Source organism: Allocatelliglobosispora scoriae (assembly GCF_014204945.1).
Taxonomy (GTDB): domain Bacteria; phylum Actinomycetota; class Actinomycetes; order Mycobacteriales; family Micromonosporaceae; genus Allocatelliglobosispora; species Allocatelliglobosispora scoriae.
Genome location: NZ_JACHMN010000002.1, coordinates 507997 through 533000 on the forward strand (window position 1 = coordinate 507997; position 25004 = coordinate 533000).

The 25004-nt window shown below is 71.5% G+C and carries 23 protein-coding genes and 1 pseudogene; 15 read left to right on the forward strand and 9 right to left on the reverse strand.

Annotation, left to right across the window (positions count from 1 at the left end; genetic code table 11):
• Positions 1–23 precede the first annotated feature (23 nt).
• A complete protein-coding gene (locus F4553_RS08220; protein ID WP_184834122.1) occupies positions 24–689 on the forward strand; it encodes a hypothetical protein in 666 nt (221 codons plus the stop codon).
• A gap of 53 nt (positions 690–742) precedes the next feature.
• Here F4553_RS08220 and F4553_RS08225 read toward each other — a convergent pair whose 3' ends face one another.
• Positions 743–1036 (reverse strand): hypothetical protein, encoded by a 294-nt coding sequence (locus F4553_RS08225; RefSeq protein WP_184834124.1) that lies wholly within the window; start codon positions 1034–1036, stop codon positions 743–745.
• Between the two features lie 313 nt (positions 1037–1349).
• Between F4553_RS08225 and F4553_RS08230 the strand changes: the two genes are divergently transcribed.
• From F4553_RS08230 to F4553_RS08255, 6 genes are all read left to right on the forward strand, one after another.
• Positions 1350–2240, forward strand: a complete 891-nt coding sequence (locus F4553_RS08230; RefSeq protein ID WP_184834126.1) for an alpha/beta hydrolase family protein — start codon at positions 1350–1352, stop codon at positions 2238–2240.
• A 122-nt stretch (positions 2241–2362) separates the two neighbouring features.
• Positions 2363–5095, forward strand: a complete 2733-nt coding sequence (locus F4553_RS08235; RefSeq protein ID WP_312875136.1) for a LuxR C-terminal-related transcriptional regulator — start codon at positions 2363–2365, stop codon at positions 5093–5095.
• Positions 5096–5140: 45 nt separating this feature from the next.
• Complete coding sequence (locus F4553_RS08240; protein ID WP_184834130.1) at positions 5141–6727, forward strand: phospholipase D family protein; 1587 nt, start codon at positions 5141–5143, stop codon at positions 6725–6727.
• A gap of 62 nt (positions 6728–6789) precedes the next feature.
• On the forward strand, positions 6790–7536 hold the full coding sequence (locus F4553_RS08245) for a type II toxin-antitoxin system CcdA family antitoxin (RefSeq protein ID WP_312875137.1): 747 nt from the start codon (positions 6790–6792) through the stop codon (positions 7534–7536).
• On the forward strand, positions 7533–8528 hold the full coding sequence (locus F4553_RS08250) for an asparaginase domain-containing protein (RefSeq protein WP_184834132.1): 996 nt from the start codon (positions 7533–7535) through the stop codon (positions 8526–8528). Before F4553_RS08245 ends, F4553_RS08250 begins: the two co-directional genes overlap by 4 nt.
• A gap of 212 nt (positions 8529–8740) precedes the next feature.
• Positions 8741–9772, forward strand: coding sequence for a toll/interleukin-1 receptor domain-containing protein (locus F4553_RS08255; protein ID WP_184834134.1), 1032 nt, complete (start codon positions 8741–8743; stop codon positions 9770–9772).
• 104 nt (positions 9773–9876) lie between these two features.
• Here F4553_RS08255 and F4553_RS08260 read toward each other — a convergent pair whose 3' ends face one another.
• A complete protein-coding gene (locus F4553_RS08260) occupies positions 9877–10686 on the reverse strand; it encodes a transglutaminase-like domain-containing protein (protein ID WP_184834136.1) in 810 nt (269 codons plus the stop codon).
• Between the two features lie 119 nt (positions 10687–10805).
• On the opposite strand from F4553_RS08260, the gene F4553_RS08265 reads away from it, so the two are divergent.
• Positions 10806–11297: a beta-class carbonic anhydrase gene (locus F4553_RS08265; RefSeq protein WP_184834138.1), complete on the forward strand. Its 492-nt coding sequence runs from the start codon at positions 10806–10808 to the stop codon at positions 11295–11297.
• Positions 11298–11339: 42 nt separating this feature from the next.
• Here the strand turns inward: F4553_RS08265 and F4553_RS42910 are convergent, their stop codons facing one another.
• Positions 11340–11732 carry a hypothetical protein gene (locus F4553_RS42910; protein ID WP_184834140.1) on the reverse strand — a complete coding sequence of 131 codons (393 nt, stop codon included), beginning with the start codon at positions 11730–11732 and terminating at the stop codon, positions 11340–11342.
• Positions 11729–12550, reverse strand: a complete 822-nt coding sequence (locus F4553_RS42310; protein WP_184834142.1) for a phosphatase PAP2 family protein — start codon at positions 12548–12550, stop codon at positions 11729–11731. The genes F4553_RS42910 and F4553_RS42310 overlap by 4 nt, the downstream gene beginning before the upstream one ends.
• 111 nt (positions 12551–12661) lie before the next feature.
• On the opposite strand from F4553_RS42310, the gene F4553_RS08280 reads away from it, so the two are divergent.
• Both F4553_RS08280 and F4553_RS08285 read left to right on the forward strand, forming a co-directional pair.
• A complete protein-coding gene (locus tag F4553_RS08280; RefSeq protein WP_184834144.1) occupies positions 12662–14191 on the forward strand; it encodes an MFS transporter in 1530 nt (509 codons plus the stop codon).
• Between the two features lie 7 nt (positions 14192–14198).
• On the forward strand, positions 14199–14855 hold the full coding sequence (locus F4553_RS08285) for a TetR/AcrR family transcriptional regulator (RefSeq protein ID WP_184834146.1): 657 nt from the start codon (positions 14199–14201) through the stop codon (positions 14853–14855).
• A 9-nt stretch (positions 14856–14864) separates the two neighbouring features.
• On the opposite strand, the gene F4553_RS08290 is transcribed toward F4553_RS08285, so the two are convergent.
• Positions 14865–15794 (reverse strand): alpha/beta fold hydrolase, encoded by a 930-nt coding sequence (locus F4553_RS08290; protein ID WP_184834148.1) that lies wholly within the window; start codon positions 15792–15794, stop codon positions 14865–14867.
• A 161-nt stretch (positions 15795–15955) separates the two neighbouring features.
• Between F4553_RS08290 and F4553_RS08295 the strand changes: the two genes are divergently transcribed.
• Positions 15956–18010: a M3 family metallopeptidase gene (locus tag F4553_RS08295; protein WP_184834150.1), complete on the forward strand. Its 2055-nt coding sequence runs from the start codon at positions 15956–15958 to the stop codon at positions 18008–18010.
• 43 nt (positions 18011–18053) lie between these two features.
• On the opposite strand, the gene F4553_RS08300 is transcribed toward F4553_RS08295, so the two are convergent.
• Together F4553_RS08300 and F4553_RS08305 are read right to left on the reverse strand one after the other, a co-directional pair.
• Entirely contained in the window at positions 18054–19028 is a 975-nt protein-coding gene (locus tag F4553_RS08300; protein ID WP_184834152.1) for a lysylphosphatidylglycerol synthase transmembrane domain-containing protein, read from the reverse strand.
• 83 nt (positions 19029–19111) lie between these two features.
• Entirely contained in the window at positions 19112–19489 is a 378-nt protein-coding gene (locus F4553_RS08305) for an MBL fold metallo-hydrolase (protein ID WP_184834154.1), read from the reverse strand.
• An 80-nt stretch (positions 19490–19569) separates the two neighbouring features.
• Here F4553_RS08305 and F4553_RS08310 point away from each other — a divergent pair, with 80 nt between their 5' ends.
• On the forward strand, positions 19570–20226 hold the full coding sequence (locus tag F4553_RS08310) for a TetR/AcrR family transcriptional regulator (RefSeq protein ID WP_184834156.1): 657 nt from the start codon (positions 19570–19572) through the stop codon (positions 20224–20226).
• 245 nt (positions 20227–20471) lie between these two features.
• Here F4553_RS08310 and F4553_RS08315 read toward each other — a convergent pair.
• Positions 20472–20969: pseudogene (locus F4553_RS08315) on the reverse strand (M23 family metallopeptidase); the annotation flags it as partial.
• A gap of 227 nt (positions 20970–21196) precedes the next feature.
• Here F4553_RS08315 and F4553_RS08320 point away from each other — a divergent pair.
• The 3 genes from F4553_RS08320 to F4553_RS08330 all read left to right on the forward strand — a co-directional run bounded on the left by F4553_RS08320 (position 21197) and on the right by F4553_RS08330 (position 24033).
• On the forward strand, positions 21197–22135 hold the full coding sequence (locus F4553_RS08320; protein ID WP_184840527.1) for a methionyl-tRNA formyltransferase: 939 nt from the start codon (positions 21197–21199) through the stop codon (positions 22133–22135).
• Positions 22136–22235: 100 nt separating this feature from the next.
• Positions 22236–23279, forward strand: a complete 1044-nt coding sequence (locus F4553_RS08325) for a phytoene/squalene synthase family protein (protein ID WP_184834159.1) — start codon at positions 22236–22238, stop codon at positions 23277–23279.
• Between the two features lie 58 nt (positions 23280–23337).
• Positions 23338–24033, forward strand: a complete 696-nt coding sequence (locus tag F4553_RS08330; RefSeq protein WP_184834161.1) for a nucleotidyltransferase domain-containing protein — start codon at positions 23338–23340, stop codon at positions 24031–24033.
• Between the two features lie 119 nt (positions 24034–24152).
• On the opposite strand, the gene F4553_RS08335 is transcribed toward F4553_RS08330, so the two are convergent.
• Positions 24153–24959, reverse strand: a complete 807-nt coding sequence (locus tag F4553_RS08335) for an ABC transporter ATP-binding protein (protein WP_246466671.1) — start codon at positions 24957–24959, stop codon at positions 24153–24155.
• Between the last annotated feature and the right edge of the window lie 45 nt (positions 24960–25004).

Consider the following 25004-nt stretch of genomic DNA (forward strand, 5'->3'; position numbering starts at 1 on the left):
AGGCGCCCGGGTAGCGTGCAGTGATGACGTCGTGGGAAGTGTGGCGGCAGGACGACAACGGCGTTCGCTACAGGATGAGCACGCACAGCGACCGGATCGACGCGATCACCCGGGTGATCGTGATGGAGTCCGGCCCGGTCCACAAGCAGATGTACTGGGTGGACGGGCCCAACCGCCCGGCCTGCAAGACGCTGCGCGACGCCTACAAGCGGGTCGCCCTCGCCGGGCAGGCCGCAAGCGCCGCAGGCAGGACGCTGACGGAGTTCCTCGGGAGCTGGTGGCTGGTGAGCCGGCCGCTCGCCGACCTGCCCGAGCTGGACCTCGACACGATGACGGCGATGCTGACGGCGGCGATGACGGCGACACCGCGCCAGATCCCCGAGGTGCGGACGGCGTCGCCGGGCGCGGCGGCGAGCCATGCGGAGTGGACGCAGCTCATCCTCGCCCAGATCGCCGACCTGCGCGAGCTCTCGATGACCGGAGACCTCGGCCGGTACGGGCACTTCGGCGTCGACGCACCGTCGGGCCTGCGCCGGGGCACCGGAGTGCGCTGGTTCAACCTCGACGTCGAGTCCTATGTGGAGTGCGGGCTGGCGGGATTCCTCGACTACCACCCCGACAAGGCCTTCAGCACCGTCGACTGGGGGCACCTGACCCATATCGCCCGCTGCGGCCAGTCCTACGAATGACCTCCTCTCCGCCCTGAGGAGCGGGACATCCGGTCCGCGTGTGCCCGAGTCGTTCAGGGACCGCTGTTGCCTCGCAGCCTCCGCGACGGGTGACCAACAGCGGCATATCCCATGACCGCGCCGGAGCAGGCCGGGATTCCCTCGACGAACGCCACGATCAGGTCACCGGCGACACTGTGAAACGGCGATGCCAGCCAGGAGGCGAACCAGGAGGACCCGAGAATCAGCGGAAGGACGACCAACAACCCGACCTTGTCGTTGACGAGGCCGAGGAGCACACCGGCGCACAATCCGGCTGCGGCCATCCCCACGGCCGATACGAGGAGAGCGGCGGGGGCGTCCGACATCGAGCCGCCGATGCGAGCGGACAACCAGCCGGAGCCGAACCCGATACGACCCCCGCAACAGCCGCCGAGACACGGAGAACCTTGATCATCGCGGCAGCGTACTGCACCGACGCGCAGCAGAGGTTCCGGTCAGCGGAAAGGTCCACCGCACACTCCGTAGCGCAATCACCCGCGAATCACCCCGATGCCGACAGACGGGTGATTTTGCCGATGCGGGCAGGTCCACCCCGCACAGACGATGGCATGTATCGATATGACGATGCCGTCACCTCCGCCCGAGGCCGACGGTGTCGCCCCAGAGGAAGGGATCGACATGCAACCATCGCACTCCCCCACCCGGCGCCCGCTCCGCGCCCGGGTGCTCGGCGGCCTCGCACTTGCCCTGGTCGGCACCACCCTGCTCGCCTCCCCCGCGCAGGCTGCCGACAATCCCTACGAGCGCGGCCCCGCTCCCACCAACGCCAGCATCGAGGCGAGCCAGGGACCGTTCGCCACCTCCTCGGTGAACGTCTCGTCGACCGTCCCCGGCTTCGGCGGCGGTGTCATCTACTACCCGACCACCACCACGGCGGGCACCTTCGGCGCCGTCGCGATCTCCCCCGGGTACACGGCCCGCTGGTCGAGCCTGTCGTGGCTCGGTCCGCGCCTCGCCTCGCAGGGATTCGTCGTGATCGGCATCGAGACCAACTCGATCTACGACCAGCCGGCCAGCCGGGGAGACCAGCTCCTCGCCGCGCTGGACTACCTGGTCAACAGCTCGTCCGTGCGGACCCGGGTGGACGGCACCCGGCTCGCGGTCGCCGGCCACTCGATGGGCGGCGGCGGCACCCTGGAAGCGGCGAAGGACCGCCCGTCACTGCAGGCGGCGGTTCCGCTCGCGCCGTGGAACCTGACCAAGTCGTGGACCAGCCTCCAGGTGCCCACGCTGATCTTCGGTGGCGAGTCCGACACGGTCGCACCCGTGAGCTCGCACTCGGAGCCCTTCTACAACAGCATCCCGTCCGCGTCGGAGAAGGCGTACATCGAGCTCAACAACGCCTCGCACTTCTTCCCGCAGACGCCGAACACGACGGTCGCGAAGTACGCGATCTCGTGGCTGAAGCGCTTCGTGGACAACGACACCCGCTACGAGCAGTTCATCTGCCCGCTGCCGTCGAGCTCCGCGATCGAGGAGTCCCGGGGCACCTGCCCCTACATCAGCTGACCTGAGCCGTCGGTGCCCGGCCGCCCGGCCGGGCACCGCCATGTCGCCCACATCGGCAGGAACAAAGTCTTTCTTCGCTGTTACGTCTGAGTAACACTGAAGCCATGGTTAATGCATTGGCAGTGCAAATTCTTCCGCTGCGCGGCCGCGACCGCGAGCTCGCCGCCATCTCCGCGCTGGTCGAACGCGCCCGGCACGGCCGTGGCGGCGCGCTGCTGCTCACCGGCGAGGCAGGCCTCGGCAAGACCACCCTCCTCGCCGTGGCCGAGCAGGCGACGGCGCACGCGATGCAACGGCAGGGCGGCACCGGCACGCTGCTCGCCACCGCCGGGCTCGGCGACGAGGCGGGGCTGCCCTACGCGGCGCTGCAGCGGCTGGTCGAGCCGCTACTCGACCGGGTCGACGGTCTCGTACCGCACCAGGCCCGGGTGCTGCGCCGGGCGCTCACCGGCGGCGGCTGCCCCGACAGCGACCGGCTCGCCCTCTGCATGGCCGTCCTCGACCTGCTCGGCGGCGCGGGCCCGCTGCTCTGCCTCGCCGACGACCTGCACGACATGGATCCGCCGTCGGTGGAGGCGATCGTCTTCAGCGCCCGCCGCCTCGGGCACCTTCCGGTGGCGATGCTGCTCGCCAGCCGCGACGACGCCCCGGCCGCCGGGCTCACCACGATCGGTCTCGCCCCGCTGACGAGCTGCGATGTCGCACTGCTGCTCAACGACGTGCTCGACGGGCCGGTCGACGGCACGGTTCCGGCGGCGCTCACCCGCGTCGCGCAGGGCAATCCGCAGGCGGTGATCGAGCTCGCCGGGCTGCTGACTCCGCAGCAGCGGACCGGGCAGGCGCCGCTGCCCGAGGAGCTGCCGGTGGACGGGGAGCTCGGCCGGGCGTACCGGCTGGAGGTTTCCCGCCTGCCCGCGGAGACGCGCTGGCTGCTGCTGCTCGCGGCCGCGGAGCCGGGCCTCGACGCAGGGACGCTGACGCGCGCGGCGGAGGCCTGCGGCATCGACGTCGCCGCGCTCGCACCGGCCGAGCGGCGCGGCCTCGTCGAGGTCGGCGCGACCGTGGCGTTCGGCCACCCGCTCGTACGCACCCTCTCCTACCTGGACGCGCCGCTCGCCCAGCGCCGCGCCGCGCACCGGGTGCTCGCCCGCGTGCTGCACGGCCACGACCAGCGGCTACGTCGGGCAGTGCACAGCGCGGCTGCCGTCAGCGGACCCGACCCGGTCCTCGCCACCGAGCTGGAGCAAGCAGCGCGCGGCGGCGACTACACCCAGGCATCGGCGGCGCTGGAGCGGGCCGCGGAGCTCTCGGCGACCCCCGACGACGCGGCCGCCCGGCTCGTCACCGCCGCCCGCTACGCCTGGCTCGGCGGCCACCCCCACCGGGCCCGGCAGCTGCTCACCAGCGCCCGGCCGGTCGCCGACGGCCCGGCCGAGCTGCTCGCCGGTGAGATCGAGCTGCGGGCCGGAGCCACCGCCACCGCGATCGACGCCCTGATCCGAGCGGCCGACCTGCTCGCCGGGAGCCGCCGCGACCTTGCCGCCGCCGCACTGCTGCGCGCGGGCGAGGCTGCCTGCTTCGCGGGTGACCACGCCCGTTACGTCGAGCTCGCCGACCGGGTGGCGGGCTGGCGCCGCCCCGGCGACGACCCCCGTCTCCAGGTCGTCTACGAGCACATCGCCGGGTTCGCCGCGACCTTCACCGGGGAGCACGTCGCCGCCTCGCACCACCTGCAGCGGGTCGCCGAGCTCGCCGACGAGATAGGCGACTCCGGGCCGCTCGCCTCGGCCGCCGCATCGGCGCTGTTCACCGGCGACACCGCCGCCGCGCACCGGCACGCCGCGAAGGCCGTGCGGATCGCCCGGGACCGGGGCGACCTCGCCGCACTCCCGCTCGCGCTGAGCATGCTCGCCTACGCCGAGTTCTGGTTCGGCCGGTACGCCGTGGCCGAGGCCGTCTGTCTCGACGGCGTCGCGGCGGCGAGGGCCGGTGGCCAGGAGAACTACGCCGGTGACCATCTCGGCATGCTCGCCGTCCTCGCGGCGCTGCGCGGCGAGCGTGCCCTCGTGGCGCAGCGGCTCGCCGAGATCACCGTCCCGCCGGGCGCGCTGAGCCGGCCCCGGGCACTGGGCCGCTGGGCGCTCGCGGTGCTCGACATCCTCGACGGGCGCCCGCAGGAAGCCGTCGAACGGCTGCTCTCCATCGCCGACCCCGCCACCGGGGCCGGGCATGTGATCGTGCAGATCATGGCGACGCCGTGGCTGGTCGAGGCGGCGTGCCGGGCCGAGGAGCCGGAACGGGCGGCACCGGCACTCGCCGCGTTCGACCAGTGGGCGCTGACGATCGGCGAGCCCGGCCGCCGCGCCCTCTCGGCCCGCTGCCATGCCCTGATGGCCCCTCGCGGCAGCGAGGAAGCCTGGCGCGGGTTCGCCGAGGCCGTGGCCCTGCACCTCGCCGGGGAGGGCGAGTTCGAGCGGGCGCGGACGGAGCTGCACTACGGCCAGGAGCTGCGCCGCAGCCGGCGCCCCCGGGACGCCCGGGAGCACCTGCGCCGCGCGCTGGAGGCGTTCGACCAGCTCAGCCTGCCCGCGTGGACCGAGCAGGCGCGCAGCGAGCTGCGCGCGGCCGGCGAAGCGATCGCCACGGCGCCCACGATCACCACCCCGCCGGCGACGGCGCAGGCACTCACCGCGCAGCAGCTCACGATCGCCCGGCTCGTCGCGTCGGGGGCGACGAACCGCGAGGTCGCCGACCGGCTCTTCCTGAGCCCGCGCACGGTCGACCACCACCTGCGCAACATCTTCAGCCGACTCGGTGTCCGCTCGCGGACCGAACTCGCCCGAACCCTGTCCTGACCTGGGGTCCGTTTGATCGGGAGGGGGTTGCGGGAACATGACGGTGTGTCTGTCACCACCTGGTTCCTCACGAAGTCCGAACGCGGCAACGCCGCTACCACGATCGACAGCCGCAACCCCGACGGCCTCGCCTGGACGGAGGGCAACCGGGTCCGCGCGCTGGTGCACGGCTCCGCCTACTTCCGCGAGCTGCTCACGGCCATCGAGGGCACCGACGCGGGCGACGTCGTCATGTTCACCGATTGGCGCGGCGACCCCGACGAGCAGCTCGACGGGCCGGGTACCGAGATCGCGACCGTGCTCGCCGCCGCGGCGAAGCGCGGCGTCGTCATCAAAGGCCTGATCTGGCGGTCCCACCACGACAGCCTGCAGTTCAGCGCCGGACCCAACCGCGAGCTCGTCGACGCGATCCAGGCCGCGGGCGGGGACTGCCTGCTCGACATGCGCGTCAAGGTCGGCGGTTCCCACCACCAAAAGCTCTTCCTGGTACGCCACCAGGGCCGCCCCGAGGCCGACGTGGCCTTCGTCGGCGGGATCGACGTCTGCCACAGCCGCAACGACGGACCCGAGCACCTCGGCGACCCGCAGTCGGTCCCGATGGCGCAGTCCTACGGCGAGCGTCCGCCCTGGCACGACGTGCAGCTGGAGATCCGGGGACCCGCGGTCGGCGACGTCGAGACGGTGTTCCGCGAGCGCTGGAACGACCCGGCGGAGCTCTCCAGCAGCCTGGTCCACCGGCTGCGGGACAAGCTGGAGCGGCGCAAGGCCGACCCGGACGAACTGCCCCGGCGGCTTCCCGACCCACCGGCCCGGACGGCGCTGCCGGGCGGCACGGCGGGGGTGCCGCAGCACGTCCAGGTGCTGCGTACCTATCCGCGACTGCGGACCTCGCCCTACCCGTTCGCGCCGAGGGGCGAGCGCAGCATCGCCCGGGGCTATCTCAAGGCGATCTCCCAGGCCCGGAAGCTGATCTACGTGGAGGATCAGTACCTGTGGTCGGAGGAGGTGATCCGGCCCTTCGCGGCCGCGTTGGAGGCCAATCCCGAGCTGCACGTGATCGCCGTGCTGCCGATGTTCCCCGACTCGGCGAACCGGGCGGTCGCCGACGCGCAGGCGTACGGGCGGCACAAGGCCCTGTCGATGCTGCGCAAGGCGGGCGGCGACCGGGTCGCGTCCTATGGCATCGAGAACGAGGACTGCACGCCGATCTACGTCCACGCGAAGGTCTGCATCATCGACGACACCTGGGCGACGGTCGGCTCCGACAACTTCAACCTCCGGTCGTGGACCTATGACAGCGAGCTGACCTGCGCCGTCTTCGACCCGACCGGCGGCGACGGCCTGCCGCGGGACCTGCGGCTGACGCTCAACCGCGAGCATCTCGGCCGCTCCGACGACGATGAGGAGTTGCTGGACCCGGCGGCGGTGTTCGCGGCGTTCGCCGCCTGCGCGCGGGACCTCGACGCCTGGCACGACGGCGGCCGCTCGGGTCCCCGGCCGGTCGGCAGACTGCGTGCCTACCAGCCGCCAGAGGTGGCGCATTGGCGGCGGCCGCTGGCCCGGATGGTCTACCAGGCGGTCTGCGATCCGGACGGCAGGCCCACCAAGCTGCGGCTCCGCAACAGGTTCTGAGGCGGCACTTGACGCTATAACCCTAGTGGGGTTACACATATATGACCCCACTAGGAGGAGCCGTGGTGCCGAAGATCAACGTCTACCTGTCCGATGAGCTCGCCGACGCCGTCAAGGCCGCGGGCGTGCCCGTCTCCGCCGTCTGCCAGCGCGCTCTGGAGCAGGCCGTCCGCCGGATCACCGCGATCCGGGAGACCGCCCTCGCCGGCCTCTCCGCCGAAGAACTCGCCGCGGCGCTGCCCAACTTCACCGCCCGCACCCGCATCGTCATCCAGCTCGCCGGCGATCAGGCCCGCGCCGACGGCGCACCCGCGGTCGGCACCGCCCACCTGCTCTCGGCGCTGATCGCCGAGGGCACCAGCCTCGGCCTGCGGGTGCTGGAGGCGATGGAGATCGACCCCGAGCAGCTCGACGGCGCCCTCGCCCAGCGGCAGTTCGCGGAGGCACCGGCCGGTGCGGGCACGGCGCAGCGGTTCAGCGCACCCGCCGCGGCCGCGATGGAGTTCGCCGCCGGCGAGGCGATCGGGTTCGGCCACAACTACGTCGGCTGCGAGCACCTGGTGCTCGGGCTCATCGCCGAACCAGACGGCACCGGCGGGCAGGTGCTGCGCTCGCTCGGCGCCGACCTGCGGTCCACCCGCCGGGCCGTCGCCGCGGCGCTGGCCGGTGCCGTCCACCTCCAGCCGAAGCACACCGCGACGCACGCCACGCCTGCCGCACCCGACGCCGGCGTGCTGATGGCGGCCCTGCACCAGGAGTTGCGGCCGCTGGTCGAGCGGATCGAGCGGCTGGAGGAACGCCTCGGATGAGCCGGATCCTGCTGCTCGCCACCGGCGACACGATCGCCCAGTCCCGAGACACCGTGCCGCCCTTCGTCGCGACCGCCGAGCAGCTCCTCGCGGCGATCTCCGCGCCGACGCCGGGAAGCGCCGGTGCCTTGCCACCGGGCATCCAGGTGATTCCCGTGGACGTCATGGCGGAGCCGAGCTGGGACACCTCGCCGACGACGATGCTGGCTCTGGCCCGCCGGGCCCGGGGCGCGATCCTCGACGACGGCTTCGACGGCGTCGTCATCACCCATGGCGTCGACACGATCGAGGAGACCGCCTGGCTGGTGGACCTGCTCGCCGGACCGGCGGCGCGGCGGGGCGCGATCGTCCTCACCGGTGCCGTGCACTGCCTCGACGGCCCTGCGAGCGACGGCCCCGCCAACCTCGCCGCCGCGATCACCGCAGCCGCCGATCCGGCGATGCGCGGCGCCGGTGCGGTGGTCTGCACCGACGGCGAGCTGCATGCCGCCCGCTGGGCAACGCTGCGCGACGCCACCGCCGCAGCGGGCTTCAGCTCCGCGCCGCATCCCGTGCTGGGACGCGTCACCGCCGCCGGGGTCGAGCTACTCACCACGCCACCGCCCCGGCCGCCCGATCCCCCCGGCGAGCCGGAGGCCGATGTCGCGCTGATCAAGACCTACCCGGGGATGGAGGCGGTCCTGCTCACGGCCGCCCTGGACGCGGGTGCCCGGGGCGTGGTGCTGGAGGGCACCGGGCTCGGCAACATCCCGGTCGGGCTCTTCGCGGCGATCAGCGACCTCATCGAGTGGGACTTCCCTGTGGTCATCGCGTCGCGGAGCCGCACCGGCGGGGGCTCGCTCGACGACCTGCCGTTGGGGACGGGTCTCGCGGGCAAGCTCGGTGCGATCGGGGCACGGGGACTCTCCGGCCCGAAAGCACGGTGTGCCCTGATGGTGGCGCTCGGCGCGGGCGGTGTCGTCGGAGCTCGCGCCTGGTTCGACCAACTGTGATCCGCCCGGATCCGGAAGCACGAGTGGTCGAGGTGATCCCTTGGCCGCCGCATCCGGGCGGGGTCGGTGGACGGGCTGAATGAAGCCGGAATCGAGACCGATACGTCGAGGTCCGACCGATTACCGGCAGACCGGGGCAGTCGTCCGGGTGGACGCGGAGGGCTGGGTAGGGGATGACTGACGATCGATGAGTTTCGGTAGCGTTCCGAGGCGTGACCGGGTATGTGTTCATCAGCTATGGCCATGCCGACGATGCCGGTTACGTGGCTCGGCTGGCGACGCACCTTCGCTCGGCGGGTGTGCCCGCCTGGTTTGACGCGGAGATCCGGTCCGGAAACGTGTGGGAGTCGGTGATTCGGGAGCGCTTGGATTCCTGCGCGGCGTTCGTGGTCGTCATGACGCCCGCCGCCGAGTCGTCCCCGTGGGTGAGTCGTGAGATCAACCGGGCGGAGAAGCTCCGCAAGCCGATCTTCCCGCTGTTGCTGGCCGGTGAGGAGTTCTTCCGGCTCAGCAACATCCAGTACGAGGACGTCTCCGGAGGGCGGCTGCCGTCGGCCGGATACGTTCGGCTCCTCACCGGGGCGATCCAGCCGAGCGCGGCCGAAAGGCCCTCCACCCCGATTGCTGAAGGTGATCGGGCGCAGCCCGCCCGCCAGGCGGCTGCGGGTGACGAGACGCTGTTGATGACGCTGGTCCTCCGCCTGGAACAAGCGGGTAAGGACGACGAGGCCATCGCCCTCCTCAAGCGCAACGTCGAGGCCGGCGGTACGGACATGCTGATGACGCTGGTCCTCCGCCTGGAGAAAGCGGGCAGGAAGAGCGAGGCCATCGCCTACCTCCAACGCCACGTTGACGCCGGCGGCACGGACATGCTGATGACACTGGTGCAGCGCCTGGAACAAGCGGGCAAGAAGAGCGAGGCCATCGCCTACCTCCAACGCCACGTCGAGGCCGGCAGCACGGACATGCTGATGACACTGGTGCAGCGCCTGGAACAAGCGGGCAAGAAGGGCGAAGCCATCGCCTACCTCCAACGCAATGTCGAGGCCGGCGGCACGGACATGCTGATGACACTGGTCCTCCGCCTGGAAAGCGCGGGTAGGGACGAGGAGGCCCTTGCCTACCTCCGCCGCCACGTCGAGGCAGGCGGGACCGACATGCTGATGACGCTGATCCTGCGCCTGGAGAAAGCAGGCAAGCAGGACGAGGCCATCGCCCTCCTGCAACGCCACGCCGCTGGCTGACGCGGAGCTCTTGTGACGGTAAGGAACTTCAGCGATGGCGAGGCGTTGAGCGCGAGGTCCCGCAGCGCCGTGAATTCGCACTCGACCCAGCGCGTCCAGCGGCCCTAACCCTCCTCGGCGAGCACCGACATCGACTCCAGGAACGGCGCCCCGAACGTGGTCACCATCGCGACATCGGACGCGTCCCGCCCCTGTCCGATCAGGATCCGCCCCTTGCGCGCCATGTTGTTGCGCGGATCGAAGGTCCACCACCGATCGCCGAGGTAGACCTCCATCCAGGCGGCGAAGTCCATCGGCGCGGGGTCCGGCTCGACGTCAAGGTCGGGCAGGTAGCCGAAGACGTAGCGGGCCGGCACGTTGAGCGCCCGGCAGAACGAGATCGCCAGGTGGGTGAAGTCGCGGCACACCCCGAAGCCGGACCGATTCACGTCGACGGCGGTGGTGAGCGCGTCGCTGCTCCCATAACTGAAGGTCAGGTGGTCGTTGACGTAGTCGCAGATCGCCTGCACCCGGGCATATCCGGGTTCGATGCCGCCGAACCGGGACCACGCCTCGTCACCGAGCATGTCGGGCAGGCAGAAGCGGCTGGGCAGGGTGTAGACGAGCACGTCGTCGGGGAGGTCGTCGGGCGGGAGCTGCGGCGCCGAGAAGTCGACCTCCTCGGTGGCGTCCGGCACAAGCACCGTGGCGTCGTAGCGCAGCACCGAGCGTCCGGCCGGCAGCACCAGGCGTACGCAGGGATTGTTGTAGAGGTCCGTGTAGCGGCGCACCCGGATGTCGGGCAGCGCGGACCACTCCTGATGGACGAGGCTGATCGGGGCCGCGTTGCGCGGCTCGACCTGGAAGACGGTCGGGGTGTCGATCTCCGCAACGTAGGCGAACTCGCAGCCGACCCGTACCTGGCGCAGGTTCATGCCTCATCGTGTCGGAAAAGTGTGTCGTCCGCATTACAACTATTTCCTAGTTTGCCTATAGGAATTATGGATATACACTCTGCCCACCACCCCTGGTCGCTATCGAAACGGAGTTCAGGATGTCGGTCACCGACGAATTACTGACCAACGCGGAGCGCTACCAGCGTGACTTCACGAAGGGCGAGCTCCCGTTGCCGCCCGCCCGTGGCGTCGCGGTCCTCGCCTGCATGGACGCCCGCCTCAACCCCTACGGCCTGCTCGGCCTGCAGGAGGGCGACGCCCATGTCATCCGCAACGCCGGCGGCGTGGTCACCGCCGACGAGCTGCGCAGCCTGGCGATCAGCCAGCGCCTGCTCGGCACACGGGAGATCGTGCTGATCCACCACACCGATTGCGGAATGCTCACCTTCACCGACGACGAGTTCAAGGACGGGATCGCCAAGGAGACCGGGATCCGTCCGCCGTGGTCGTCGGAGGCCTTCACCGACCTCGACACCGACGTGCGCCAGTCGGTCAGGCGGATCCTCGCCGACCCCTTCATCCCGGTGAAGGACTCGGTGCGCGGCTTCGTCTACGACGTGCGCACCGGCGCACTGCGCGAGGTCGTCTGACACCCGGCGTGCCCGGTGCCCTCACACCGGGCACGCCGCAGCTCAGTCCAGCAGCGCGGCGAGCCAGCGTTGCGGCCGCGCCGCGATGTATTCGGCGTCGGCGAGCCAGACCGCACCGTGGCCCTCCCGCCACAGCCGCGCCCACGGCTCCACATCGGATGCCGCTCCGGCGGCGAGGAAGTCGTGCATGGAGCGCGTACGCCTGGCCAGCATCGGCACCAGCAGCCGCCGCTGCGCCTCGTCGAGCCCGTAGGCGTCGACGAAGATCCGCAGCCGGGCGTCGTCGTCGCCGCGCTGCCAGGCCGGATCGGCCGAGAGCGGCAGGAAGCCGTGGAGCGCGTAGGTCCACGGGCCGGCCGGGCGGCGGACGGTATCGCCGACCCGCACGACCCCCGCGCTCGCGTTGCCGCCGGTGAGCGGCTCCTCCACGGTCATCGCGACGGCCCGCCCGTGCTCGCGCGGGCGTCGTGGACCCGGGTGGCGACGGCGAGCACGGCGAGCCACGTGAGCCCGAGCATCCAGCCGCCGAGCACGTCGCTGGGGTAATGCACGCCGAGGTAGACCCGCGACAGCCCGACCGCGGTCGTGCCGACAGTGGCGGAGAGCCAGGCGGTCGCCCAGACGGTGCGGTTGCGGGTGACCATGCAGGTCAGCCAGGCGAGCAGCGCGAAACCGACGAGCGAGCTCGCCGCGTGCCCCGACGGGAACGAGTAGCCGCTCACCGTGACGAGCCGCCCGGGCAGCTCGGGCCGGTCCCGGCCGATCACCAGCTTGATCACGTTGACCAGGATCTGGATGCCGACCAGTCCGACCAGCGCCAGCAGCACCGGCCGCCGCGAGCGCAGGCGCCGCGCGACGACGAACGCGAGCACGGCCACGGCCGCCACCAGCATCAACGCGCCGCCGAGGTCGGTCACGGCCGCGAAAACCACATTCAACCTGGGGGTACGCCGAGCGGCGAGCCACGCCACCGCCGGCCGGTCGATCGCGGTCAGGTCGTCGTCGTCGACCACCTCGTCGAGGATCTCCCCGAAGATCGACGCCAGCGTCACCACCACGATCGATCCGGCGATGAGGATGAGGATCTCGGCGGCGATGCGCACCGTCAGCCAGTTGAGTCCCGCCCGGCCCCGCTCCCCCGCCGAGGAGAGCCAGGGCGACCCGCCGGCTCTCGCCACGAGCGGCCGGATCGCGAGGACCGTGGCGTAGACGGCCGCGATGGTGAGTGCCGCGACGAGAAGCCCGATAAGCACGGTCTCAGGTTACCGGAGGACTCTGCGACTTAACTAACACTTGTAAGCTTACTAGTGTTCGGCTACTGTCACCTTACAGGCGTTAGGTTAGGTTCGCGTGAGGAGAGAGTCATGGAAGCGGAGCTCATGGAGCATCCCCGGAGGTGGCCGGCGCTGGGCGTGCTCAGCCTGACCCTGGTCGCGGTCACGCTGGACAACTCGGTGCTCAACACGGCGCTGCCGTCGCTGGCGCGGGGGCTGTCGGCGACCACCGCCGACCTGCAGTGGATCACGGATGCATACACGCTGGTCTTCGCGGCGGCGCTGATCCTCGCCGGTTCGCTCGGAGCGCGGCTCGGCGCCCGGCGCGCCCTCATCGGCGGCCTCGTCGTCTTCGCGGGCGGATCGGCCGCCGCCGCGCTCTCGACCAGCCCCGCCCAGCTCATCGGCTGGCGGGCGTTGATGGGGCTCGGTGCCGCCTTCGTCATGCCGGCCACGCTGGCGATCATCACCAGGATGTTCTCGGCGGCCGAACGGCCCAAGGCCTTCGCGATCTGGTCCGCCGCCGCCGGGGTCGGCATCCTCATCGGACCGGCCACGGGTGGCCTGCTGCTGGAGCACTTCTCCTGGAGCAGCACGTTCTGGATCAACATCCCGCTCGTCGTGGCCGCCGTCATCGCGACAGCTCTCGCCGTACCCGCCATCGCGCCGCAGCGGACCGGGAAGCTGGACCTGCTGGGTGCCCTGCTCTCCACCGCCGCGGTGGCGGCGCTCGTGGACGCGATCATCGAGGCGCCCGAGCGCGGCTGGACCGCCACGACGACCGTCGCCGAGTTCGCCCTGGCCGGGCTGCTCACCGCGGCCTTCGTCGGCTGGGAGCTGCGCGTCGCGGAGCCGCTCGTGCAGCTGCGCCTGTTCGCCAACCGGCGCTTCGGGCTCGCCGCACTCGCGCTCGCCGTCACCTTCTTCGCCCTCTTCGGCACCCTCTTCGAGCTCTCGCAGTTCCTCCAGCTCGTGCACGGCTACAGCCCGCTCGTCGCGGGGCTCGGCGCGATGCCCTTCGCCGTGGCGATGGCGACGACGTCGGCTACCTCGGCGATCACGTCGCGGTGGCTCGGCATCACCGGCGCTCTCGTCGTCGGCCTGCTCTGCGTCGCGGCCGGGCTCGGCGCCCTCGCCACCATCGAGCCGGACACCGCGTTCGCGATCATCGCCGCCGAGACGGCGCTGGTGGGGGCGGGGATGGGCCTGCTGATGGCACCGGCGAGCCTGGAGATCACCGCAGCCGTCCCGGTCCGCTACGCCGCGATGGCGAGCTCGCTCAACAGCGTCATCCGGGAGCTCGGCGGTGTCCTCGGCATCGCGGTCGTCGGCACGGTCGTCTCGGCCTTCTACCGCAGCACCATGAGCGCGACGCCCGGTGTCGCCGGGCACGACCTGCCGTCGGCGCACGCCGTCGCCGCGCAGCTGCCGCCCGAGGTCGCCGGGCCGATGCTCGACGCGGCGGACCGGGCATTCACCGACGCGATGAACCGGGGCGCGCTCGTCGCGTCGACGACCGCGCTGGTCGCGGCGCTGCTGGTGCTGACAGCGATGCCGCGGCGCGGAGCGCAACCGGCGAGCGAGGTGCCGCAGCCCCGTCGCGACCTGCAACCGGCATGATGGGCCGATGAGCACGTCGCCGAAGCGCAAGGGCCGCACTCGCAACCGTCGGGGCGAGGGCGGCCTGCTTCGCGACGAGATCGTCAGCGCCGCCGAGCGGCTGCTGGAGAGCGAGGGCTCCGAGGAGGCGATCACGCTGCGCTCGGTCGCCCGCGAGGCGGGCATCGCCGCGCCCTCGATCTACACGCACTTCGCCGACCGGGAAGCCATCATCGACGCGGTGCTCGACATCGGCTTCGAGCGGCTGCGCCTGCTGATCGTGGAGAACTCGGCGGCGGAGGGCGACCCGGTCAAGAAGCTGATCGCTGGCTGCCGGGCGTACGTCGACTTCGCCATGACCGACCCCGCCCGCTACCGCGTGCTCTTCGGCCGGTCCCGTGCCGGTGGCGGGCCGCCGGAAGGTGAGCAGCATGTGGAGCTGGAGTCGCTGCCGCCGGTGTGGCAGCGACGGTTGGAGGCCTTCCACACCCTGGTCCACGCGTTGGAGGCCTGTGTCGCGGCGGAGCGGTCGACGAGCACCGACCCGTTCAGCGACGCCACGGCGCTGTGGACCTCGATGCACGGAGCGGTCCTGATGCGGCAGTTCGTGCCGAGGTTCCCGTGGCCGCCGCTGGCCGAGGCCGTCGAGGAGCTGGCCCGCCGGATCGGCCGCATCCGCGACTGACCAGCGGCCTCAACGGTCGGCCCGGACCGCCTCGACCACCTGGCGGACGGCGTCGATGACGGCGGCGGGCTTGTCGTGGTGGATGTAGTGCCCGGCATCCGCGACCACCACCTGCTCACCGCGGGCGGTGCGCGCCGTGACGTCGCCGACCAGCCGGATCGACCGCTCCCGCAGCTCGGGGGGCTTCCCCTTACCACCGGCGCTCAGCGCGACCACGGGTATGTCGGGCAGCTTCCGCTCCCGGCGCAGCCGCCGGACGAACTCGCTGCTCCCGTCGACGACCCGGTTCTCGTCGCCGATCATCGCCACCTGGTGGCGCTCCCGATAGGACCCGACGTAAGCGTCGGTGATCAGTGCCCTGACCTCGGCATCCTCGGTGCACCGTGCTGCCAGCCCGCGCCCGATCGCGGTGGCTACCCGCCCGAAGAGCCCGACCCGGCGCAGCAGTTTCACGCCCCCGCCCATCGCCCTCGCCGCGACCCGCCCGAGGGGTGGCAGGGCTGCGAGCACCTCCTCGTGCGACGGGTCGACCAGCACCAGGCCGAGAACGCGGTCCGGGTGCTCGAAGGCGACGAGCTGCACCAGCAGGCCGCCCCAGCTGTGCCCGACCAGGACCGCCGGGCCGATCTCGGTGAGCAGCGCGACCAGGTCGGCGATCTCGGCCTCGACCGTGAGCGTCGCCATCGGGTCACTGGCGCCGAGGCCCGCCCGGTCATAGGCGACCACCCGGGTGTCGGCCGCGATCGCGGGCAGCACCGGCGCCCAGTCCAGCGACGTCTCCCCTGCTCCGGCGACGAGCACCACGATCGGGCTCTGCTCGCCGCTCTCCACCCACCGCAGCACGCGCCCGTCCGGCAGGTCGAGCTCGCCTCGGCGGAACTCGCCGCGGACGAGTCGGGACAGTGCCGTGCGCACCAGGTCTGGCTGATCCCTCCACATAGTCCAAAGAATAGCCTTTGATCAATACGACAGGGGGCCGGCACCCTGCCGGCGTTTCGTGCGACCCGCCGTCACGGCAGCGGCGACGACAAACCGGAGGTGTGGTGTCGGGGCGGCGCGGTAGTGTCCCAGCAATCAGTCTCACCGCTAGGAGCTGCCCGATGGCGTCGGCCGACAATCCGTTCTTCACCCCGAGTGACCTGCCCTACCAGGTGCCGCCGTTCGACCGGATCACCGAGGACCACTACCTGCCGGCCTTCGCCGCGGGCATGGCCGAGCAGCGGGCGGAGATCGAGGCGATCGCCACCAGCGCCGACGAGCCGACCTTCACCAACACGCTCGTCGCCTTCGAGCAGTCCGGGCAGCTCCTCAACCGGGTCTCGCTCGCCTTCTTCAACGTGGCGAGCGCCGACACCAACCCGCGCCTGCAGGAGATCCACGCCGAGGTCGCGCCGCAGCTCGCCGCGCACACCGACGCGATCTACCTCGACAAGCGGCTCTTCGGCCGGGTCAAGGCGCTGCACGACGCCCGCGACTCACTCGGCCTCGACCCGGAGTCGGACTGGCTGCTCCAGCGCTACCACGTGCAGTTCGTCCGCGCCGGTGCCCAGCTCGCCGAGGACGACGCCCAGCAGCTGCGGGAATACAACTCCGAGCTGGCGACGCTCTACTCCAGCTTCAATACCAGGCTGCTCGCCGACACCAACGACCTCGCCGTCGTCGTGACCGACCCCGCCGAGCTCGCCGGGCTCTCCGACGACGCCGTCGCCGCGGCGGCCGAGGGCGGTCGCGCCCGGGGCGAGGACGGTGCCTACGCGCTGAGCCTCATCCTCCCCACCGCCCAGCCGCCGCTCGCCTCCCTGCACAGCCGGGAGCTGCGCGAGCGCGTCTACCGGGCGTCGAGTGCCCGGGGCAGCCGCGGCAACGACAACGACACCGGCGACCTGATCCGGCGCATCGTCACCCTCCGCGCCCAGCGCGCCCGTCTCCTGGGCTACGAGCACCACGCCGCCTATCAGATCGAGGACAACACGGCCCGGACGGCGGAGGCGGCCGCGACGATGCTCGCCAAGCTGGCCCCGGCCGCCGTCGCCAACGCCGCCGCCGAGCTCGCCGACCTGCAGGAGCTCGCCGACCACCCGATCGAGCCCTGGGACTGGGCCTACTACGCCGAGCGCGTCCGCAAGCAGCGCTACGACCTCGACGAGTCGGAACTGCGGCCCTACTTCGAGCTGGACCGGGTCCTGTTCGACGGGGTCTTCTTCGCCGCGACCAAGCTCTTCGGCCTCACCTTCACCGAGCGCCACGACCTGCCGGTCTACCACCCGGAGGTGCGCGCCTTCGAGGTGACCAACGCCGACGGGTCACCGCTGGGCCTGTTCTTCGGCGACTTCTACACCCGGCCCGCCAAGCGCGGCGGTGCCTGGATGAACAGCCTGGTCAACCAGTCGCGTCTGCTCGGCACGCTGCCGGTCGTCGTCAACAACCTCAACATCAACCGCCCGCCGGCCGGTGAGCCGACGCTGCTGACGCTCGACGAGGTCAAGACGCTGTTCCACGAGTTCGGGCACGCGCTGCACGGGCTCCTCTCCGACGTGCACTTCCCCGGCTTCGCCGGGACCGAGGTGCCGTCGGATTTCGTGGAGTACCCGTCCCAGGTCAACGAGATGTGGCTGCTCTGGCCGGAGGTGCTCGCGAGCTACGCCGTGCACCACCAGACCGGTGAGCCGCTGCCGCAGCAGGTGGCCGACCGGCTGCTCGCCTCGGCCCAGTTCGACCAGGGCTACGCCACCACGGAATATCTCGCCTCGGCGCTGCTCGACCTCGCCTGGCACACGCTCACCGTGGAGGACCTCGCGACGCCGGGCCTGATCGACGACATCCCGGCCTTCGAGGCGGCGGCCCTGGAGCGCGACGGTGTCGCGGTCGCCGCGGTCCCGCCGCGCTACCGGACCAGCTACTTCGCGCACATCTGGAGCGGGGCGTCCTACAGTGCGGGCTACTACTCCTACATCTGGAGCGAGGTGCTCGACGCCGACACCGTCGAGTGGTTCAAGGAGAACGGCGGCCTGCGCCGGGAGAACGGCGACCGGTTCCGGCAGACGCTGCTGTCGCGGGGCGGCACCGCCGACGCGATGACCTTCTTCCACGACCTGCGCGGGCGCGAGCCGCAGATCGAGCCGCTGCTCACCAGGCGTGGCCTCGACCGGTCCTGACCTGGCTGCTGCCGGGTGGCCTCGCGCGAGGTCGCCCGGCAGGTCAGGCGGGCGCCTCGACCAGAGTCGGGGTCGGGGTCGCCGCCTCGGCGACGGCCGGGCTGCGGCGCAGCATCGTCCAGGCGAACATGCCGAAGGGGATGATCAGCCAACACGACAGCACCCGGTAACCGAGCACCGCCGCCGTGGCCGGGGCATCCGAGGCTCCGGCGCTGACGAGACCCGCCACGAGCCCGGTCTCGATGAGTCCGATGCCGCCCGGGGTCAGCGGGATCTGCCGGACGACCTGCACGGCCAGATAGGTTCCCGCGATCGCCGTGAGCGGCAGCGGCAGGTTGAAGGCCCGCACGACGGCGAGCAGGCAGATGAGGTCGGCGAGCCAGTTGACGACCGCGAAGCTCAGCGCGAGCGCCCAGTGCTTCGGCGCGACACCACGGGCCGCCTCGACCATCCGTCCGAGCCGGCCGTCCGGCTTCGGCCGCCACGATCCCCGCCAGATCACCGCGACGAGGCCGATGGTGACGGCCGCCACGAGCAGCAGTGCACACCCGCTGACGAGTCCGGAGACCGTGCCGCCGACGAGGTAGAGCAGGCCGAGGCCGAGGAACGAGACCACACCCGAAAGGATCATGACCGCGGTCGCGACGCCACGGCTCGCACCCCGTGCCCGGAACTGCTGGAACGCGAAGGCCGCCGAGATCGCCGTGCCGGCCGGCATGCTGATCGCGATCGCCGATCGGCTCAGCGAGATCGCCATCGCCCGGGGCAGCGAGATCTGGACGCCGAAGGCCCGCAGGAGGCGCCGCTGCTGGCGGGCGAACATGCTGAGCGAACCGATCTCCGCCACCGCCGCCAGCACCAGCCACCAGGGCTTGGCCTCCCGGGCCGCGACGATCACGTCCGACCAGTGCGGCAGCCGGTCGCGCAGCAGCACGATGGCGACGATGCCTATGACGACGGGCGCCGCCCACCGCAGCCACCGGCGCGGGGAGCGGACCGACACGGCCGCCTGACTCACGGGGCCAAGCGTCCTCCTCCGAGGGCCACCTGGGCAAGATCGAATGATGCGAGACACACCCGCAGGTCCCGGGCTCGAGCGGATCACGAGATCCCCGCTCGGCGAGCCGAATCGACTGCGGCCGAAATGCCGCCGGTCGCCGGGTCGCCATGGCCGAGCAGGACCGTTCCGGCACCGGTCGCGGCGAGGGTCCGCAGGGAGTCCAGCGCGGCGGCGGAGTCCTCCGTGAAGGCCCGGCAGACGATACGGGGACCGACCTCGCCGGTGAAGGCGTCCTGCGTCACCAGGGCATCGCCGGTGAAGAGGGCGTCGAGCTCGGGGAAGTGATAAGCGGCGCTGCCACCGGTGTGGCCGGGAGTCGGGATCGCCTGCGGGCCGCCGGGCACGTCGAGGCGCTGGGCGAGATCGAAGGTCCTGGCCGAGGCGATCGGACCGGTGCCGAAAGCGCCGAGGCGGGCCATGTGCAACGGCGCCCCAGGGCGGCGGGGCGGCGCAGCGCGTACCCCAAAAGGGATTTTTCGGCTCTTGGGGGCCTGCGCGGGTGCTCGAGGGCGGGCGCGTCGGCACGACCCAGCGCCGCGCCTATGACACCAGCGGTCGCCGTGCCGCCGCCGAGCGCAACCGGCTCGCCGTCATCGATGCGAGCCGTGAGCTGCTGCTGCGCGACGGCTATCAGGCGACGACGATCGGCGCGATCGCCGAACGGGCCGGGGTCTCCACCGAGCTGATCTACAAGACCTTCGGCAGCAAGCAGCGGCTGATGAAGGCGGTCTACGACGTCGCGCTCGCCGGGGACGCGGAGCCGGTGCCGATCGGGCAGCGCCCGGCGATCGCCCGGATCATGGCCGAACCGGACGCGCGCGCGAAGATCGAGCTCTACGCCGCGTTCGTCGAGGACCTGATGGCCCGCCTGGGCGGCCTGCTCGCGGTGCTCGCCGAGGCCGATCCGGAGCTCGCCGAGCTGCGCGTGACGACCGAGGGGGAGCGGCTCATCGGCGCGAGCGCCTTCGTCGGCCACCTGCACGAGCAGGGACACCTCGCGCCAGGAACCGACCTCGCCCGCGCCGCCGACGCCTGCTGGGTCCAGACGTCGCCGCAGCTCTTCGCGCAGCTCGCGATCACCCGCGGGTGGTCACCCGGGGACTACCGCTCATGGCTCGCGACCGTGCTCACGGCGAGCCTGCTGCCGCCCGCTTAGCAGACGGGTACGCCGGGAAGCTGCGCCGCCGGATGGTCGATGTAGATGTTGGTGATGAACCCGGCCGGCGAGGCGAGCTTGGACCACCAGTTGTTGCTGTAGCCCTCGGCGCTGACCCAGTCCCCCTGCTTCTGGCAGAGCACGGTGACCCGGGTGGGCCCGGCCAGCGTCGCCACGGTGGCTGCGGCGAGCCGCGCGTCGGACCGCACCCGCACCCCGCTCCCCCAGGTCATGAACGACGACCCGCCGCACCCGTTGTCGCTCGTCAGCGACTTGGAGCCGTAGGACCCCGGATAGGGCGCGAGCGAACCGCCGTTGATCACGATGGTCTGCCCCACGCCGTTGAGCAGCTGCTCGTAGTGGATGTGCGCGCCGCTGGTGTTGCCGGTGGCCCCGGTGATCCCGATCTGCTGCCCCTGTGCGACGGACGCCCCGTTCGCGACGGAGTAGGACGCGAGGTGGAAGTAGTAGGTCTTCCAGCCACCGCCGTGCTCCACGGCGATGTAGTTGCCCGCCCCGCTGGGCTGCGAGAACCGGTACGCCGTCCCGCCCGCGGAGGCGAGTACCGGCGTTCCGGCGGTGGCACCGCCGTCGTTGCGGACGAAGTCGAGGGCGAGCCGCACCTCGGCGCTGTGGTGGCTGTAGGTCCAGCGCTGGCCGCAGGGGAAGGGCGCCTTGAAGAGTGGCGCGGCCAGCGCTGGCTGTTCCGTGGCGGTGACGACCACACCCGTCGCCGCGATCATCGTGAGGAGGGCGAGCATCGAGCGAAGTGGACGCACACCAGTCTCCGTCACCGGTAGGCGCCTGGCAACGGGGGGAACCAGGCTCCCATCAGGATAAGCACTACAGTGATGCCTGTAAATACTGTTGCTTGTCGATCGCCTGGCGACCTGCCACCCTTCCGCACATACCTCCGGAGCGATACATTAGGTTAGCCTTGCCTTTGTTGAAACTATGGGAGGACACCGCCATGCGGGTCGTGATGTTCGGCTACCAGACCTGGGGGCACCGCACCCTGCAGGCCCTCCTCGGCTCCGAGCACGAGGTCGTCCTCGTCGTCACGCACCCCCAGGGCGAGGGAGCCTACGAGAAGATGTGGAGCGACTCCGTCGCGGACCTCGCCTCCGCGCATGGCGTACCAGTGGTGCTGCGCAACCGGCCGGACGACGAGGAGCTCCTCGGGCTGCTCAAGGACGCCGACCCGGATGTGATCGTCGCGACCAACTGGCGTACGTGGATCCCGCCGCAGATCTTCAACCTGCCCCGGCTCGGCACGCTCAACGTGCACGACTCGCTGCTACCGAAGTACGCCGGCTTCTCCCCCCTGATCTGGGCGCTCATCAACGGCGAATCCGAGGTCGGCGTCACCGCGCACATGATGAGCGACGTGCTCGACGCGGGCGACGTCGTGCTCCAGCGCTCCGTGCCCGTCGGCGACCGGGACACCACGGCCGATCTGTTCCACAAGACGCTGGAGCTCTTCGGGCCGATCACCGTGGACGGGCTCGCCGAGATCGCCTCCGGGCGGACCGACTGGACGGCACAGGACCGGTCGCAGGCGAGCTTCTTCCACAAGCGCGCCGACGAGGACAGCCGCATCGACTGGACCTGGACCGCTCAGGAGCTCGACCGGCTGGTCCGCGCCCAGTTCGACCCCTACCCCAACGCGTTCACCTTCTACCGGGGACAGCGGGTGCGGGTGCTGAGGGCATCGGTGTCGCAGGGGATCTACGGCGGCACGCCCGGTCGGATCTTCATCCGCGAGGGCGACGGCGTGGTGATCGTCGCGGGTGCCGAGGCCCGCCGGGGCCGCAGCCACGGTCTCGTGATCGAGCGCGTCCGCCTCGACGACGACACCGAGCTGGACGCCACCGACCTCTTCCAGACGATGGGCGGGTACCTGGGCTGAGGCCGCGGGACGGGTTCCGCCGCGCCGACGGCGGGACCCCCGGGGGCGTACCCGGCGACGCTTTTCTAGGCTTTTGACCGTTTTGGCCTATGATGGGGTAGTGACCCTGTCGAGCGGCTACGCGGCGGTCTCCCAGCGCATGGTCGTGCGCGAACCGGTGGGGTACCTGATCGTCCGGCTGCTGATGCCGCGGATGCTGCAGCGGCACGCGCTCGCGGTCGCCTGGTTCGTCTGCGCCACCGACGACATCGTCGACAACGGTCCCAGAGAACGGCGACCGGCCCGCTTCACCGCCTGGGACCGGCAGGTCCGCGCGGGCCTGGCGCTCGACGGCCCGGTCGCCGGGGCGAAGCCCGAGCTCGCCGCCTTCCTCCACACGGTGCGCGAGTGCCGGCTGACCGACACCCTCGTCCACGAGTGCCTCGACGGCCTGCGCGATGATCTCCACTTCACCGGAGTGCGGTCCGAACAGGATTTCCAGGCCTATGTGGACCGGGTGACGATGCCACTGCTGCAGCTCATCATGGCGGTGCACCCGCAGGCCCGGGGCCCGGAGTTCACGACCGCGCTGCGGCACCTCGGCGAGGCGTGCCAGCGCATCGACATCCTCGACGACCTCGCCTCGGACCTGCGCGCCGGGCGCCTGTTCCTGCCCGCCGACGAGCTCGCCGGCATCGGCGTCACGCCCGAGGACCTGTTCGCCGGCCGCGTCCCCGCGCAGCTGCACCCCGTCCTGGCGGAGTGGGCTAGGCGTGCCCGCGAGGGCCTGGTCACGGCGCGCTGCCTGCTCACGGTCGCACCGCGCGAGCTGCGCCCGCTGATCGACGTCATCGTCCGCGGGCACGAGGCCAGGCTCGCGGGACTCGAGAGAGCAGGACTGCGACTGGTACGCCGACGGGTGCTGCCGCCGATCCTGCCCGCCCTCCGGATCGTCACCCAGGGGATGATGCGAAGGGTGGCGGGCCGGGTGGATGATCGAAGCATGACCGATGAGGAGCAGTCCGCGGAGAAGTTCCGGCACCTTCCCGAGCGCATCCAGATCAGCGACATGGTGGAGACCGTCGCCGTGCCCCCGGTGTCGGTGCACGGTCCCGATGTCGAGACCGTCGACAACGTCGGGCCGCTGCGGGTCAGCCACACCTGACCACCGCGTGCCGGAGAAATAGGTTGCCGGAGCATCCGCCGGTTGCCACGGTGTAGCCATGAGCAGAGATCCGGTCGTCGACGCGCGCGACCTCGTCGCCGAGGTGTTTCCGCAGGCCCGGTGGGCGCTGCTGACCGGCAGCGTGATCACGGCTGCGCGTACCGCCGGATCTGACCTTGATGTGGTGGTGGTCCTGCCCGACGGCGACGGGGACGCGCCGCATCGCGAGTCGCGGCGCTTCCGGGGGTGGCCGGTGGAGCTCTTCGTCCACGACGAGCTGACCCTCGGCCACTATCTCGGCAGGGAGCTCGTCGGCCGCAAACCGAGCCTGCACCGCATGGTCGGCACGGGGATCACGCTCGTCGGCGACCCGGCCGACTGGCGGGAGCGCTGCGCCAAGGTCCTGCTCGACGGTCCGCCGGCCCGGAGCGAAGCCGAGCGGGACTGGGCGCGCTACGGTCTCACCGACCTGCTCGACGACCTCGTTCACGCCACCGACGAGGCCGAGCGCACGGTGATCGCCGCCTTCGCCTGGCGCGCCGCCGGGGACCTCACGCTGGGGTTCGCCGACCGGTGGACCGGCACCGGGAAGTGGCTGCTGCGCGAGCTGCGCGACCTCGACCCGGCGGTGGCCGACCGGTGGCTGGCCGCGCACGGCGACCCGGAGGCGATCGCCGCATACATCCGCGAGCTGCTCGACCGCAACGGCGGGCCGCTGTTCGAGGGCTACCGCGCCGACGGCGAACGCCCCTGACCGCCTGTCCTGATCGCGCCCCCACGCGGCTTGATCGCGTTGAACCCCGGACGCGCCCTACATGTCCGGCCCGAGGGCATATTTCCGGGTTTCAACGCGATCAAGCGCGCAGCGCGGCGCTACGCGAGGTGGTCGGCGGCGACCGGGGCGGGGTCCGACGGGACCGGGCGGCGGCGGGCCGACGGGATGATCAGCGGCGTGCCGGACTCCGGGTCGGTGATGACGCGGCAGTCGAGGCCGAAGACGTCGCGGACCAGCTCGGCGGTGACGATCCGGGACGGTTCGCCGGTCGCCACGATCCGGCCGCCGGACATCGCGATCATGTGGGTGGCGTAGCGGCAGGCCTGGTTGAGGTCGTGCAGCACCGCGACGAGGGTGTGTCCGCGATCCGCGTGCAGGTCGGCGCAGAGGTCGAGCAGCTCGACCTGGTGCGCGATGTCGAGAAAGGTCGTCGGCTCGTCGAGCAGCAGGATGCCGGTCTGCTGGGCGAGCACCATCGCCACCCAGACCCGCTGGCGCTGCCCGCCGGAGAGCTCGTCGACGAACCGGTCCGCCAGCTCCAGTACGCCGGTGAGCCGCATCGCCTCGGCGACCGCCGTCTCGTCGTCGCTGGACCACTGCCGCAGCAGCTTCTGGTGCGGGTAGCGGCCCCGCGCCACCAGGTCCCCGACGGTGATCCCGGCCGGAGCGAGCGAGGTCTGCGGCAGCAGGCCGAGCCGCCGGGCGACCTCCTTGGCCGGGTAGGAGGCGATCGCCGCACCGTCGAGGTAGACCGAGCCGGCTCGCGGCTTGAGGATCCGGGCGAGTGCCTTGAGCAGCGTCGATTTGCCGCAGGCGTTGGGGCCGACGATGACGGTGAAGGAGCCGTCGGGGATCTGGACCGAGAGCTGCGCGGCGACGGTCCGCTGGTCGTAGCCGAGGGTCAGGTCGACGGCATGCAGCCGCTGGTCGCTCACGCCGCCTCCAGGTGG